13 protein-coding genes and 1 pseudogene are annotated in these 14,068 nt (G+C 73.1%); 8 read left to right on the forward strand and 6 right to left on the reverse strand.

Going from position 1 to position 14,068, the window contains the following annotated elements; genetic code table 11:
* The first annotated feature begins 316 nt into the window (after positions 1-316).
* The 4 genes and pseudogenes from ACFVYF_RS06420 (at position 317) to ACFVYF_RS06435 (ending at position 5,527) form a co-directional block, all read left to right on the forward strand.
* Positions 317-1,417, forward strand: coding sequence for a ferredoxin reductase (locus ACFVYF_RS06420; RefSeq protein ID WP_389452120.1), 1,101 nt, complete (start codon positions 317-319; stop codon positions 1,415-1,417).
* Positions 1,418-1,483: 66 nt separating this feature from the next.
* A pseudogene (locus ACFVYF_RS06425) lies at positions 1,484-2,539 on the forward strand (fatty acid desaturase family protein).
* Between the two features lie 361 nt (positions 2,540-2,900).
* Positions 2,901-4,598: a hypothetical protein gene (locus tag ACFVYF_RS06430; RefSeq protein WP_389451615.1), complete on the forward strand. Its 1,698-nt coding sequence runs from the start codon at positions 2,901-2,903 to the stop codon at positions 4,596-4,598.
* Positions 4,595-5,527 carry a YbhN family protein gene (locus tag ACFVYF_RS06435; RefSeq protein WP_389451618.1) on the forward strand — a complete coding sequence of 311 codons (933 nt, stop codon included), beginning with the start codon at positions 4,595-4,597 and terminating at the stop codon, positions 5,525-5,527. The genes ACFVYF_RS06430 and ACFVYF_RS06435 overlap by 4 nt, the downstream gene beginning before the upstream one ends.
* Positions 5,528-5,596: 69 nt before the next feature.
* Here the strand turns inward: ACFVYF_RS06435 and ACFVYF_RS06440 are convergent, their stop codons facing one another.
* Genes ACFVYF_RS06440 through modA form a run of 3 tightly spaced genes read right to left on the reverse strand, consistent with a single transcriptional unit; the run spans position 5,597 to position 8,423 of the window.
* A complete protein-coding gene (locus ACFVYF_RS06440; protein WP_389451621.1) occupies positions 5,597-6,688 on the reverse strand; it encodes an ABC transporter ATP-binding protein in 1,092 nt (363 codons plus the stop codon).
* The gene (gene modB / locus ACFVYF_RS06445) at positions 6,685-7,581 is read right to left on the reverse strand and encodes a molybdate ABC transporter permease subunit (protein WP_389451624.1); all 897 of its coding nucleotides are present in this window, start codon (positions 7,579-7,581) and stop codon (positions 6,685-6,687) included. Before modB ends, ACFVYF_RS06440 begins: the two co-directional genes overlap by 4 nt.
* Positions 7,578-8,423 (reverse strand): molybdate ABC transporter substrate-binding protein, encoded by an 846-nt coding sequence (modA, locus tag ACFVYF_RS06450; protein WP_389451627.1) that lies wholly within the window; start codon positions 8,421-8,423, stop codon positions 7,578-7,580. The genes modB and modA overlap by 4 nt, the downstream gene beginning before the upstream one ends.
* Positions 8,424-8,596: 173 nt before the next feature.
* Here modA and ACFVYF_RS06455 point away from each other — a divergent pair, with 173 nt between their 5' ends.
* The 3 genes from ACFVYF_RS06455 (at position 8,597) to ACFVYF_RS06465 (ending at position 11,125) form a co-directional block, all read left to right on the forward strand.
* The gene (locus tag ACFVYF_RS06455; RefSeq protein WP_389452146.1) at positions 8,597-8,788 is read left to right on the forward strand and encodes a hypothetical protein; all 192 of its coding nucleotides are present in this window, start codon (positions 8,597-8,599) and stop codon (positions 8,786-8,788) included.
* A gap of 75 nt (positions 8,789-8,863) precedes the next feature.
* Positions 8,864-9,799, forward strand: a complete 936-nt coding sequence (locus ACFVYF_RS06460) for a LysR substrate-binding domain-containing protein (protein WP_389451630.1) — start codon at positions 8,864-8,866, stop codon at positions 9,797-9,799.
* A 150-nt stretch (positions 9,800-9,949) separates the two neighbouring features.
* On the forward strand, positions 9,950-11,125 hold the full coding sequence (locus ACFVYF_RS06465) for an NAD-dependent formate dehydrogenase (protein ID WP_389451633.1): 1,176 nt from the start codon (positions 9,950-9,952) through the stop codon (positions 11,123-11,125).
* A gap of 29 nt (positions 11,126-11,154) precedes the next feature.
* On the opposite strand, the gene ACFVYF_RS06470 is transcribed toward ACFVYF_RS06465, so the two are convergent.
* The 3 genes from ACFVYF_RS06470 to ACFVYF_RS06480 all read right to left on the reverse strand — a co-directional run bounded on the left by ACFVYF_RS06470 (position 11,155) and on the right by ACFVYF_RS06480 (position 13,073).
* Positions 11,155-11,550, reverse strand: a complete 396-nt coding sequence (locus tag ACFVYF_RS06470) for a molybdopterin-binding protein (protein ID WP_389451636.1) — start codon at positions 11,548-11,550, stop codon at positions 11,155-11,157.
* 111 nt (positions 11,551-11,661) lie between these two features.
* On the reverse strand, positions 11,662-12,333 hold the full coding sequence (locus ACFVYF_RS06475) for a DUF6445 family protein (protein WP_389451638.1): 672 nt from the start codon (positions 12,331-12,333) through the stop codon (positions 11,662-11,664).
* 95 nt (positions 12,334-12,428) lie between these two features.
* A complete protein-coding gene (locus tag ACFVYF_RS06480; RefSeq protein WP_389451641.1) occupies positions 12,429-13,073 on the reverse strand; it encodes a MarR family transcriptional regulator in 645 nt (214 codons plus the stop codon).
* Between the two features lie 175 nt (positions 13,074-13,248).
* Here ACFVYF_RS06480 and ACFVYF_RS06485 point away from each other — a divergent pair, with 175 nt between their 5' ends.
* Complete coding sequence (locus ACFVYF_RS06485; protein ID WP_389451644.1) at positions 13,249-13,764, forward strand: YceI family protein; 516 nt, start codon at positions 13,249-13,251, stop codon at positions 13,762-13,764.
* Positions 13,765-14,068: the final 304 nt, after the last annotated feature.

Consider the following 14,068-nt stretch of genomic DNA (forward strand, 5'->3'; position numbering starts at 1 on the left):
CCGCGTCCGTACGGCTCGCGGCGGGTGGTCGCGCGCTGGGGCGCCCGGGGCCGGAGGGGTGACCCGGCCGGCGTGAACCGGGCGCCGGGGCTGACGCGCGATCACGGCACCGTGGTTGTCTGACGGCAGCCGGCCCGCGCCCCACCCGGACGCACCGGCGGACAGCTGCGCCGACGCGACCCGCGGTGCCCGCGCTTCCCCGCCCCGCCCCGCGAGGAGAGGACCACCGCGCATGCCCGTGTCCCCGCCCCTTCTTCCGGCCTCCGTGCGCAGAGGGCCGCTCGGGTCCTGGGCCGGCCGCAGCGGCGGCCGGCTGATGCGGGCCGCGGCCTGGCTGACCACGCCGCTCGCGCCCGACGACTACCTCGGTCTGCTCGACCCCCTGCTGTCCGCGCGCCATCCGGCGGGACGGGTCACCGCCGTGCGGTCCGAGGGGCCCGGGGCGGTGACCCTGACGATCCGGCCGGGGCGGGGCCGGCCCGAGCACCGGGCGGGGCAGTACCTGCCGGTCGGCGTCGAGATCGACGGCGTACGGCACTGGCGTACGTACTCGCTGACCTCGCCCCCGGACGCGCCGGGCGGCGAGCTGACCATCACGGTCAAGGCGGATCCCCGGGGCCGCGTCTCACCGCACCTCGTGCACCGGACGCGGCCGGGCACGGTGCTTCGACTCGGGCCCGCGCAGGGGGAGTTCACGCTGCCGGATCCGCCGCCGGCGCGGCTGCTGATGGTGACGGCGGGCAGCGGCATCACCCCGGTGATGGGCATCCTGCGGACGCTGGCGCGCGGCCCCCGTGTCCCCGGGGCGAAGGGCGCCGCACCCGATGTCGTCCTCCTGCACAGCGCGCCGACTCCCGAGGAGTCCCTCTTCCGCTCCGAACTCGCCGTCCTGGTCGAGACGTTGGGGTGGCTGCGGGTGGAGGAGCGGCACACCCGTGCCGCCGGCCGGCTCACCGCGGAACACATCGCCGCGCTGTGTCCGGACTGGCGGGAGCGGGAGACCTGGGCCTGCGGGCCGGACGGAGTGCTCGACATGGTGGAGGGGCACTGGGCCGGGGCGGGAGTCGGGGACCGGCTGCGGCTGGAGCGGTTCCGGCTCGCTCCCCTGATCTTGCCCGACGGCGGTGAACCGGGGCTGTCCGGTGGCCGGGTGCGGTTCGGCCGCGGCGGTGTCGAGGTGGATTCCGGGGCCGCCGCTCCCCTGCTGGAGACCGGAGAGGCGGCGGGCGTCGTCATGCCGTACGGGTGCCGCCGGGGTGTCTGCCTCGGGTGTCTCGTCCCGCTGCTCCATGGCCGGGTCCGGGATCTGCGGACCGGTGAAGTGCACGGCGAACCGGGTGAGTTGATCCAGACCTGCGTCAACGGTGCGGCAGGTCCCCTCGCCCTCGACCTCCGGGTCCCGCCCCTCCGGCACTGACCGGCCGGGCGGCCCAGGTGCAGACAGGAGCTCCACGTGACCGCAACCGTCGTACCCCTCCGAGCCATTGCCGCCGAATCGCCGCTCGACTCATCCGACCGGGCTGACGAGTTCGGGGCGGAACTCGACCGTCTCCGGGCGCGGATCGTCGCCGGGCGCGGCGCCCGGGACGCCCAGTACATCCGTACGGTGATCGCCGTCCAGCGCGGTCTGTAGGCCGGCGGACGCCTCGCCCTCGCCGTCTCGCTGTTCCCGCCCGCGTGGTGCGCGGGCACCGCGCTGCTCACCGGGGCCAAGATCCTGGAGAACATGGAGCTGGGCCACAACATCCTGCACGGCCAGTGGGACTGGATGGGCGACCCGGCGATCCACTCCACGACCTGGGAGTGGGACTTCCTCACCCCGGCCGACGCCTGGAAGCACACCCACAACCATCTGCATCACACGTACACGAACGTCGTCGGCCGCGACCGCGATCTCGGCTACACCGTCCTGCGTATGAGCCCCGAGCAGCCCTGGCGCCCGTTCCATCTCCTCCAGCCCCTGTACGCCGCCCTGCTCGCGCCGGTCTTCGAATGGGGCATCGCCCTCTACGACCTGGAGGCGGACGCGGTGCCCTCCGGACGCAAGAGCGTGGGCCGGCTGGCGGGGGAGGTGGCGGGCCTCGCGCGGAAGGTCGTACGGCAGTTCGCCAAGGACTACGTCCTCTTCCCGCTGCTCGCGGGGCCGTCCGCCCTGCCCTGTCTGCTGGGCAACCTCACCGCCAACAGCCTGCGCAACATCTGGGCGCACACCATCATCTTCTGCGGCCACTTCCCCGGTGACGTACGGACCTTCGACGAGGCGGAGATCGAGGGCGAGAGCCGCGGGCAGTGGTATCTGCGGCAGATCCAGGGCTCGGCGAACATCGAGGGCAGCCCCCTCTTCCATGTCCTCAGCGGGAACCTCAGCCACCAGATCGAGCACCACGTCTTTCCCGACCTGCCCAGCAACCGCTACGCCGAAGTGGCCGTCCGGGTGCGCGAGTTGTGCGAGGAGCACGGTATTCCGTACGTCACCGGGTCACTGTGGCGGCAGTACACGTCGATGTGGGGGCGCGTGGTGCGGCACGCGGTGCCGTAGCGGTCGCGGGGGTGTCCGGGCGCCGGTGCTCGCCGTGCCGGGTACCGGCCTGCTCGACCCGGACCGGGCCGGGCAGGCGGGTGCCGTACCCGGCGGGGAAAGCGGAGGGCCTCGGCCACGGTCCCTCATATGGAGGGTCCCGGGCCCTCGGGTCGCCGCCCCCCTGAACCCCGAGTTCCCACCGGCCACCGCGCCGGAACGCCCCACCCGCGGCCCGACCGCCCTCCGCCGGCTCCCCGGCCCGCTCTGCGCACCGCCGCGCCCCGAGGTAATTTGTCCATGATTTCCGGACTTCCACCTTCCGTCCTGCGTCGCGTGGGACGGGAGGCGCTCTCCGAGGCGCAGGGGTGAAGGGTGGGCGATGGTCAAGACCCTGTACGTGCCGCTCGTCGGTGCGGGGCGGCGCGGCCCGGCTCCGGTCGCCCGCACGGCGGAGCGCCCCGGCGACCGGGCCTGGCCTGCCCTGGTCGCGTGCGCCTTCGCGCTGGCCCAACTGGCCCTTGTACGGCCGGGGATGGGTCTCGGCTGGGACGAGACGGTGTACGTCAGCCAGGTCGGCACCCATGCCCCGGCCGCGTTCTTCAGCGCGCCGCGCGCCCGCGGGGTCACCCTCCTGGTGGCCCCGGTCGCGTCCTGGTCGTCGTCCACCGCACTCCTGCGGGTCTATCTGGCCCTGCTCTCCGGACTCGGGCTGTACCTGGCGCTGCGCACCTGGCGCGGTCTGTTCCCGACCCGCGTCCTGACGCTCGCGGGCGCTCTGTTCGCGACCCTGTGGGTGACCCTCTTCTACGGCCCGCAGGCCATGCCCAACTACTGGGTCGCGATCGGCGCCCTGACCGCCGTCGGCTGCTTCCTGCGCGTCGGGTGGGACCGCGCGGGGCGGGACCGCGTCGGGTGGGACCGCCCGGGCGGTGCCGGCCGCCGTGGCGGAGGGGCCCTGTGGGGCCTGGCCGCGAGCGTCGCGCTGATGGCCTGGATGCGGCCCACCGACGCGGTCTGGGCTTCCCTGCCCCTGCTGGTCCTGGCGGTGTGCGTACCGCTCCGGCGGCGACTGGGTCTGCTGGTGGCGCTGGTCGGCGGGCTGGTGGCCGGGGCGGGCGAGTGGGTCGTCGAGGCGTACGCCGGTTTCGGCGGCCTGGACGCGCGGCTCGCGGAGGCCTCCGCGATCCAGGGCGGCCTGGGCTGGAACATCGCGATCGGGGACCAGCTGCGCAGTCTGGGCGGCCGCGCCCTGTGCCGTCCGTGCACCGGGCCGATGCCGAGCACCGCCGTACTGGCGTGGTGGTGCGCGCTGCCACTGCTCGCAGCGCTCGGCCTCGCGGTCGCGGTCAGGACCCGGCGCACCGCCCGTACGCTGCTGCCGCTGGCCTGCGCCACGACGGCGGGATTCCCGTATCTGTTCATGATCGGGTACGCGGCTCCGCGCTTCCTGCTGCCGGTCTACGCCCTGCTCGCGATCCCGGTCGCCGACGGGCTCGTCCACCTGGTCACCGCCACGGGCCGCTCCTGGCGGGCGCCGGTCTTGACGCTGGTGGTGCTCGGACTGGCCGGGCATCTGGCGGTCCAGTACGCGGTACTGGCGAACACCGTGGACCGCACCACCGCCGCCCGCGACCAGTGGACCCGTGCGGCTGCCGAGCTGCACCGTCTGGGCGTACGGCCGCCCTGTCTGCTCACCGGCGACCAGGCCATTCCGCTCGCCTTCTACGCCGGGTGCGCCTCCGCCAACGTCGGCGGGCACAACGCCAACACCACCCCCGCGGCCATCGAGCGGACCGCGCTGCGGATGCCGGTCGCCGTCCTCGGGGCCTCGGGGGACCGGCCGCCGTCCTACGCCCGCACCTGGCGGGCCCACCGCGTGGCGGGCCTGTACGCCTTCGTCGCGCCGGAAGCCGGTGAGGCGCCGCAAGCCGCGCGAGCCCCGCAAGCCCTCGAAGCCCAGCACGTGCCGCTGACTCAGCAAGCGCCCGAAGCCCCCGAAGTGCGGCGAGCCCAGCAAGCACCAGTGGCCCCGTACACCCCGTACACCCCGTACACCCCGGAAGCCCCGGGCGCATGACCCTGCCGACCGACGCCCCCGCGGCCGTACGCAGGCGTGTCCCCTGGGAGGCCGGGATCAGCCTCGTCGTCCTGGGGTGCGCGGCGGTGTTCGGGCTGCGGCACTGGCCGGTGATCGAGACCGGGGCGGACCGGCTCGCCGTCGCCGACCGGGGCTGGCTGCTGACGGCGGCCGCGGCGACCGTGGCGACCTGGGTGTGCTCGGCGCTCGCCCAGCAGGGGGCGGTGGCCCAGCCGCTGCCCGCCGGGCGGCTGACGGCGGTGCAGTTCGCGGCGTCCGCCGCCAACCACGTGCTGCCCGCGGGGCTCGGGGCGGGGGCGGTCAATCTGCGCTTCCTGACCCGGTGCGGGCTGCCGGTCGCCCGGTCGGCGACCGCTCTCGCGGTCAAGGCGACCGCCGGCACCGTGGTGCGCGCGGCCCTGATCGGCGTACTGGCCCTGGTGTGTCCGGGCGTACTCCGCCTCCCGCACGTTCCGCCGCTGGTCTGGGCGGTGGCCGCCGTGGTGGCCGTGGGCGCGGTGCTGCTGCTCGCCGGTCCGCTGCGGCGCGCGGTGCGGGCCGTGCTGGCGGACGTCCGCGCCGTGCACGAACTCCCCGCCCGGGCCGGGGCCCTGTGGGGCGGCTCGCTGGCCTTCGCCTGTCTGCACGCCGGTGTGGTGATCGCGGTCGCCCAGTCCCTCAGCCTGCCCCTGCCCCCGGCCCAGGTCGCCCTCGCCTACCTCGCCGCGAGCAGCGCCGCCGTCCTCCTGCCCACCCCCGGCGGTCTCGGCTCCCTGGACGCCGCGCTCGCCGTCGCCCTCACCCTCTCCGGCGTCCCCGCCACCGCGGCGGCCTCCACCGTCCTCGGCTACCGCCTGCTGACCGGCTGGCTCCCGCTGATCCCGGGCCTGCTGACCCTCGGGCTGCTGATCCGGCGCAAGGTGCTGTGACGGCCTCGGCGGGGACGGACCGGACGTGGCCCGGGTCCTGGGAGCCGGATGGCCCGCCTTCCGGACGGATCAGGCCGGATAGGCGTGGGTCTGCGTGGCCTTCACCGTCGCCCAGACCGGCGCGCCGGTGTGCAGGCCGAGTTCCGCGGCGGCGACGGTGGTCAGGTCGGCGGCGAGGGAGAGTTCGCCGCTGAGGTCCGCGCGGATCTGGTCGCCGTGGGTCTCCAGCCCGCTGACCCGGCACTCCCACAGGTTCCGGGCGCTGGAGCCGGTGGGCCGGTCGCGGTGGAGCGTGACGGCGACGGGCGGGAACGCCACGAAGACGGGGCCGGTGAGGTCCTCGGTCGTGGTGATCGAGGGGCCCGTGTCGAGGTGCACGGTGTGGCCTTCGGCCCGGCCCCGGTACAGGTTGAGGCCGACCAGCTGGGCGATGTAGTCGGTCCGGGGATGGCGGGCGATGTCCGACGGGCTGCCGTCCTGGACCACCTGCCCGTGCTCGATGACGATCAGCCGGTCCGCGAGCACCATGGCGTCCAGCGGATCATGCGTGACGAGTACGGCGACCGCCTCGAAGTCGGCCAGGTGGCGCCGGAGCTGCGCCCGCACGTCGATACGGGTGCGGGCGTCGAGCGCGGCCAGCGGCTCGTCCAGGAGCAGCAGCCGGGGGTGCGTCGCCAGGGCGCGGGCCAGGGCGACCCGCTGGGCCTGGCCCCCGGAGAGCCGGCGGGGCTTGGCACTCGCGTGGTCGGCCAGGCCCATGCGGTCCAGCCAGCCGGCGGCCTGCGCCCGGGCCTCGGCCTTCGGCACCCCGTGACAGCGCGGCCCGAACGCCACGTTGTCCAGGGCGGACAGGTGCGGGAAGAGCAGATAGTCCTGGAAGACGACACCGACCGGGCGGGACTCGGGCGGCGTACGGTCCAACGAGGCGCCGTCCAGGCGCAGATGACCGCCCGCGGAGAGCGGGGTGAGCCCGGCCAGCGCGCGCAGGGCGGTGGTCTTGCCGGCGCCGTTCGGCCCGAGCAGCGCCACGACGTCCCCGGGGCCGGCGGTCAGCTCCACGTCGAGGCGGAAGGAGCCGCGGTCGACGACGAGCCGCGCGTCCAGCCCTTCGCCGCGGGTGCCGGTGGCGGGAACGCCCTTGAGATCGTCGATGCCGGTCATGACGCCGTCATCCAGCGGTCCCGCAGGCCCGCGAGGACCGCGATCGACACGGCCAGCAGGACCAGGCTCAGCGCGATGGCCGCCTCTGGGTCGTTCTGCAGGGCGAGATAGACGGCCAGGGGCATCGTCTGGGTGCGGCCGGGGAAGTTGCCGGCGAACGTGATCGTGGCGCCGAACTCGCCGAGCGCGCGGGCCCAGGCCAGTACGGAACCCGCCGCGATCCCGGGCGCGATCAGCGGCAGGGTGACCCGGCGGAACGCGGTGAAGCGGGAGGCGCCCAGTGTGGTCGCCGCCTCCTCGTAGCGGGGGTCGGCGGCCCGCAGCGTGCCCTCCACGCTGATGACCAGGAACGGCATCGCCACGAACGACTCGGCCACCACCACCCCCGCCGTCGTGAACGGCAGGGTGATTCCGAAGGCCGAGTCGAGGAACTGGCCCACGACGCCGTTGCGGCCGAGCGCCAGCAGCAGCGCCACACCGCCCACCACCGGCGGGAGGACCAGCGGCAGCGTCACCAGGGCCCGTACGAACCCACGGCCCGGGAAGTCGACCCGCGCCAGCAGCCAGGCGAGCGGTACGCCGAGGATCAGGCTCACCGCGGTGGCCGAGGTCGCGCAGATCAGGGACAGCTGCAGGGCCTGCCAGACCTCCGTGCTGGTCAGCTGGTCCGGCAGGCCGCGCCACGGAGCCCGTACCAGCAGGGCGATCAGCGGCAGCAGCAGGAACGCCAGCCCGACGAGGGCGGGCAGCAGCAGCGGAAGCGGCACCCGGCCCCGGACGCCCGCCCGGACACCCCGACGGCGCGGCCGGTCCCCGTGGGTGGTGCCACCCACGAGGACTTCGGCCGCGGCACCGGACGGGTCGGGCGCGGGCCCGGGCTCGGGCTGGGTCACGGCTTGAGGAACCCGGCCTCGGTCAGCACCTTCTGGCCCTCGGCGGACTGTACGAGCGCGATGAACGCCTTGGCCGTCTCCGTGTTGGGCGCGTCCTTGAGCAGGGCGATCGGATAGTCGTTGATGGCCTTGGCCGACTCGGGGAACTCCACGCCCGCCACCTTGTCACCCGCCGCCTTCACATCGGTCTTGTAGACCACGGCGGCATCGGCCTCCTTCAGCTCCACCTTGGTCAGGGCGCTCTTGACGTCCTGCTCGTAGGAGACCGGGGTGAGCTTGAGGTCGCTCGCGTCCAGCGCCTTCTGCGCGGCCGCGCCGCACGGCACCGTCTTGTCGCACAGCACGACCTTGAGACCCGACTTGGTGAGGTCCTTCAGGGAGGCGACCTTGTCCGGGTTGCCCGGCAGGGTGGCGATCTCCAGCTGGTTGCGCACGAAGGTGGCCGGGGTGCCGACCGCGTCCTTCTTGTCCGTCACGATCGCCATCGTCTTGGGGCTGGCGGCGGCGAAGACATCGGCCGGGGCGCCCCCGGTGATGCTCGCGGCGAGCGAGTCGCTGCCGCCGAAGCTGAAGGTCACCTTGGTCCCTGGATGGGCCTTCTCGAAATCCTTGCCCAGCGTCGTGAAGCTCTCCTTGAGGGAGGCGGCGGCGAAGACCGTCACCGTCCCGGAGAGTTCCTTCGAGCCCGCGGCGCTGGGCTTGCCCGAGGCGTCGGAGGAGCTGGAGTCGGAGCCGGAGCCGGAGGAGCAGGCGCTCAGGGCCAGCAGCGCGGCGGCGCCGGCGCCGGCCACCTGAAGGGTGCGGCTGGTACGGCGGGTCCGGCGCGCGGAACGGGTCGTCACGGGTCTACTCCCTCGGACTGTTCAGATGGGGCATGCGCCGTTCATCTTTCCGCAGATGCAGGCCGAAAGTCACCTGTCGCATCGCATGAGCCGGGTCAAGGACAGGGGGGTGCCCGCATGTGCGTTTGTACGGGACCACTGTCCGGGTACGTTCCTGCGGGAGGTGGTGGCCAGTGAGCCAGTCCCTGACACACCCGCTCGCCCATGCGCCGGTGCTGCTCGCCGCCGGCATCGACGGCACCCCGCTGGACGGGGCGGGCCCCCAGCTCGTGCTGCCCCAGGACCGCTGCGGCGCCCGGCACATCAGCGGGATCAACGCCATCCGGGTGGACGGCCGCTACCCCTCCTGGCCGGTGGCCGGCTGACCTGCGGGCCGGCCGCGGGCGCACGGCTGGACGGTGTCTGCGAAGCTGGCCGGCACCCGTGGACGGAGGTGACGCATGCTGCTGCGTCAGCTGGAGTATCTGGTGGCGCTCGCCCGTGAGCGGCATTTCGCGCGGGCGGCGGCCGCCTGCTACGTCTCACAGCCGTCGCTGTCCGCCGCGATCCGGCGTCTGGAGCACGAGCTGGACGTGCCGATCGTGCGCCGGGGCCGGCGCTATGAGGGCCTGACCCCGGAGGGCGAGCTGGTGCTCGCCTGGGCGCACCGCATCCTCGCCGAGCGGGACGCCCTGCACCAGGAGCTGTCGGCGCTGCGCGGCGGCCTGAGCGGCACCCTGCGCCTGGGTATCGTGCCCACCGCGCTGCCCGCCGCCTCCCTGCTGACCACCCCGTTCTGCGAGCGGCATCCGGGAGCCCGGGTCAGCCTGGAGTCGCTGTCGTCCGCGGAGATCAACCACGGCCTCGCCGAGTTCGAGCTGGACGCGGCGATGACGTATCTCGACGACGACACCCTCCGCCACGTACGCCGGTTCCCGCTGTACGAGGAGCGCTATGTGCTCCTGACTCCGGTGGACGGCCCGCTGGCCACGGCGGTCACCGCCCGCTGGGCCGAGGCCGCCGCCCTGCCGCTGTGCCTGCTGACTCCGCGGATGCGCAACCGCCGGATCATCGACGAGTGCTTCGCCGCCGACGGCGCGACGGCCACCCCGGCGATCGAGTCGGACAGCGTGGCCGGCCTGTACGCGCATCTGCCGAGCGGCCACTGGTCCAGCGTCATCTCGCACGCCTGGCTGCACATGTTCGGCGTACCGGACGGGATGACCGTGGTGCCGCTGGAGGGCCCGGTGCACGGTCCCCGGGTGGGCCTGGTGGTCGCCCGCACCGATCCGGCGTCCGTCCTCGCCGGAGCGCTGCTCAACGTGGCGCGGGAGGCGGGCGTGCGGGACGCGCTGGACACCCTGCTGAAGACCTACCTGGCCGACGGCAGTTCATAGCCGGCGCCTATACCGGTATAGCAACGTTCGCTTTGACCAGCGGATTTCACCCCGAGGAAGGTGAGGAGCACTCCCGGCGACGGAGTTTTCTCCCAACGGAGCCGGCCGGCGCGGGAGTTCATCCGATCCACGGAGCTGAGGAGCCGCGACATGGCAAAGGTGCTGTGCGTGCTGTACGACGACCCGACCGACGGTTACCCCACGACGTACGCCCGTGACGACCTCCCGGCGATCGACCACTACCCGGGGGGCCAGACGACACCCACCCCGCAGGCGACCGACTTCACGCCCGGGCACCTCCTCGGCAGCGTGACCGGAGAGCTCGGGCTGCGGCGCTTCCTGGAGGAGCGCGGCCACACCCTGGTCGTCACCTCGGACAAGGACCGGGACGGCTCGGTCTTCGACCGGGAGCTGGCCGACGCGGACGTCGTCATCTCGCAGCCGTTCTGGCCCGCGTATCTGACCCCTGAGCGGATCGCCACCGCCAAGAACCTGAAACTGGCGGTCACCGCGGGCATCGGCTCCGACCACGTCGACCTCGACGCGGCCATCGCGCACGGCGTGACGGTCGCCGAGGTCACGTACTGCAACAGCATCAGCGTCGCCGAGCACGTGGTGATGATGACGCTGTCGCTCGTCCGCAACTACCTTCCCTCGCACCAGGTGGTCCTGGCCGGCGGCTGGAACATCGCGGACTGCGTGGCCCGTTCGTACGACCTGGAGGGCATGCACGTCGGCACGGTCGCTGCCGGGCGCATCGGCCTCGCGGTCCTGCGCCGCCTCGCGCCCTTCGACGTGAAGCTGCACTACACCGACCGGCACCGGCTGCCGGCGGAGGTCGAGCGCGAGCTGGGGCTGACCTTCCACGAGAGTGCGGAGGACATGGCGCCGCACTGCGACGTCATCACCATCAACGCGCCGCTGCACCCGGAGACGGAGGGCCTGTTCGGCGACAAGCTGCTCGCCACCATGAAGCGCGGCGCGTATCTGATCAACACGGCCCGGGCGAAGATCGTGGACCGGGACGCGGTCGACCGTGCCCTGCGCAGCGGGCAGTTGGCGGGTTACGCCGGTGACGTCTGGTATCCGCAGCCGGCCCCGCCGGACCACCCGTGGCGCACGATGCCGCACCACGGCATGACCCCGCACATCTCCGGCTCCTCGCTCTCCGCGCAGGCGCGCTATGCGGCCGGCACCCGGGAGATCCTGGAGTCGTGGCTGGAGGGCACCCCGATCCGCGACGAGTACCTGATCGTGGACGGCGGTGCGCTGGCCGGAACGGGCGCGCACTCGTACTCGACGGCGACGGCCACCGGCACCTCCTGAGCGGCCGGGCCACCGCCCCCGTGTCGCCCCTACGTGCGATCGATGTGCACGTTCGTGGACTTCACCCGGGCGGTGGCCTCCATGCCGACCTCCAGGCCGAGTTCCTCGACGGCCTCCCGGGTCAGCAGGGAGACCAGCCGGTGCGGGCCGGCCTGGATCTCCACCTGGGCCGCGACGTCGCCGAGCTTGACGGCGGTGACGATGCCGGGGAACGCGTTGCGGACGGAGGTGTAGGAGGTGTCCTCCTCACCGTCGCCGTTCCTGGCGAGCTCGACGGAGAACGCGGCCAGGTCGCGCCCGTCGATGAGGCGGCGGCCGCCTTCGTCGCGGTGGGTGCTCACCCGGCCGGCGTCCGCCCACCGCCGTGCGGTGTCCGGGCTCACGCCCAGCAGACGGGCCGCCTGCCCGATGGTGTAGGACTGCATACGCGCCAAGATAGGCGCGAAAACTTGGCATATGCAAGGAATGCGGGCCGCGTCGTCGCGGGCCCTGTCGTCGCCGGGCGGACGAGGAAGTGGACGACAGCCCCTGGCCGGTCAGGCCATCCAGAAGAAGACGGCCGTCATGCGCTTGTCCTCCAGGGTGGCGCCCCAGTATCCGGTCGCGCTGTGCATCATGTTGGCCGTGTAGAGCAGCAGCCGGTTGTAGCGGAGCGGCACGGTGACGTCCTCGGTGAACGCGTCGGGCGGGACGAACCGCGTGCCCAGGGCGTCGACCAGGTTGTTGTGCGGCGCCGTCACCATGTTCCCGCCGAGGACACCGCCGGGCAGGCTCTGCCGGTAGAAACCCGTCCCGCAGTCCTTGGGCACATTCGGACTCAGATAGAGCACCGCGGCATATCGGCACAGCGCGCGCGAATCCGTATGCGGACGCGGCTCGCATTCGTCCTTTCCGACGACCTGAATGCAGTTGTGATTCAGCGTGCCGCCACCGGGCGCCGATTCCTGCCAGAGCCGCTGGGCGCCGGTCTCTTTTTTTACGAGCCTTTCCACGCGCGCGAGTTCCGCCGGCTCGAGACCGGGCATGGTCCGCAGACCGGGCCAGCTCTCGGGCTTGCAGGGATATCCCTCGGTCCAGTCGTCCTTGGCGAGACAGCGCTCCCGGACGGCATCCACATTGGGCAGCACATTGTCGAGAACCCAATAGTCACGCCCGCGCGTGGGTTTGCGGTAAGGGAGAACCGGAAGGGGTGGGGGCGGTGGAGGCATGCGCCAGAACCTACCGCTCGAATTTCCCGCCGTTTCCCAGCAGTTGGTCAATCTTCTGCCAACTCGAAGTGCTTGCGCGGGGCTTTTCCCCTTGTTTATCCCGCGGCGTCGGGCGGACCGGCCGGCTGGGTCGGGGTGTCGAGGGTGCCTGCCCGCTGGGTCGCGGACTCGGGCGTGCCGACCGGCTGGGTCGCGGACTCGGGCGTACTGACCGGCTGGGTCGCGGCGTCGGGCGTGCCCGCCCGCTGGGCCGCGGTGTCGGGTGTGGTGCGCAGCAGGCCGCGCAGGGCCGCGTGCTCCTGGGGGCCCATCGTGCGGGCGATGGCCTCGGTGACGATGTCGGCCAGGGAGGCCGAGGCCTCGCTCAGCAGGGTGCGGGCCTTTGCGGTGAGGGTGACCTCGACGCCGCGCCGGTCGCCGCAGACGGCCTCGCGCGTGACCAGACCGGCGTGCTGGAGGCAGGCGACCTGGTAGGTCAGCCGGGTCTTGGGGCGGCCCAGCAGCTCCGCGATCCGGGTCATCCTGAGCCCCGCCCCGGGCTGGTCCGCGAGCAGGCACAGCACCAGGAACTCGTCGTGCGAGACGCCGAGCGCGCTCTTGACGTGCGTGCGCAGCTGTTGCTCGATCGCCCCGGCCGCGGCCAGCAGGCGCATCCAGGCTCGCAGCTCGTCCGGGAGCAGTCCGCCCTGGCCCTGGTTGGGACAACCGGGCGGGACGGCGGGGGGAGGGGAATCGGCCATGGTGCGTCCAGTCTACTGGTTGTTCATTTTTGGATAACAGGCTAGCGTGTGACTGTCCAAATTTGGATGACTGGGCTCCTGTCCCGCCTGCGGGGCTCGCGCACCGCATCCGCCCCCGTTCCCCAGGGCAGACCGCCCCGGCGGCTGCCCCGCCCGCATTTTCAGGAGAAACCTCATGTCTGTCGCAGTCGAAACCGGCCTCTGGCAGCTCGACCCCGCCCGCTCCACCGTCGCCCTCCAGCACAAGACGATGTGGGGCCTGGTCACCGTCAAGGGCACGTACACCGCCGTGACGGGCGAGGGCGAGGTCCGGCCCGACGGGTCCGCCTCGGGCACCCTCACCCTGGACGCCGCGTCCCTGGACACCAAGAACGCCAAGCGGGACAAGCACCTCGTCTCCGCCGACTTCTTCGACGCCGGCCGGCACCCCGAGATCACCTTCACCGTCCACAGCGCCGTACCCGGCGCGGGCGACACCGTCGAGGTCTCCGGGCAGCTGACCGTGCGCGGTATCAGCCGCCCGCAGTCCTTCACGGCGCACGTCACCGACGCGGACGCCGACGCGGTCACCCTGAACGCCGAACTCACGGTGGACCGCGCGGAGTTCGGCCTGGGCTGGAACCAGCTGGGCATGATCCGCGGCCTGACCAACGTCACCGCCTCCCTCCGCTTCGCCCGCAAGGCCGTCTGACGCAGCCGCCGGCTCCGCGGACCCGGCGTCGCTCAAGTCCCCTTTGCCCGCAGGCGGAGTAGGGTGAGTGGGCCGAGGACTCCTCGTACGCCGGCGATCGGGCCGGTTTCGCCCCCGGCTCACGACGACGCCGGGCAGCGCATCGCCCGGGGCAGGTTCCGCCCTATGACGGCCGAAGGCGTCGGACGCACGGGCCGTGCCGTCGGGCCCCGCCCCGCGGCAGCCGGCCCTTCGAGCGCCGTCCGCGACCGGCCGCCCACCTGCGACAACCGCCCGGTCCCCCGCGGCAGTCGCCCCCGCTTCA

The sequence above is a fragment of the Streptomyces sp. NPDC058274 genome, from assembly GCF_042881375.1.
Classification (GTDB): domain Bacteria; phylum Actinomycetota; class Actinomycetes; order Streptomycetales; family Streptomycetaceae; genus Streptomyces.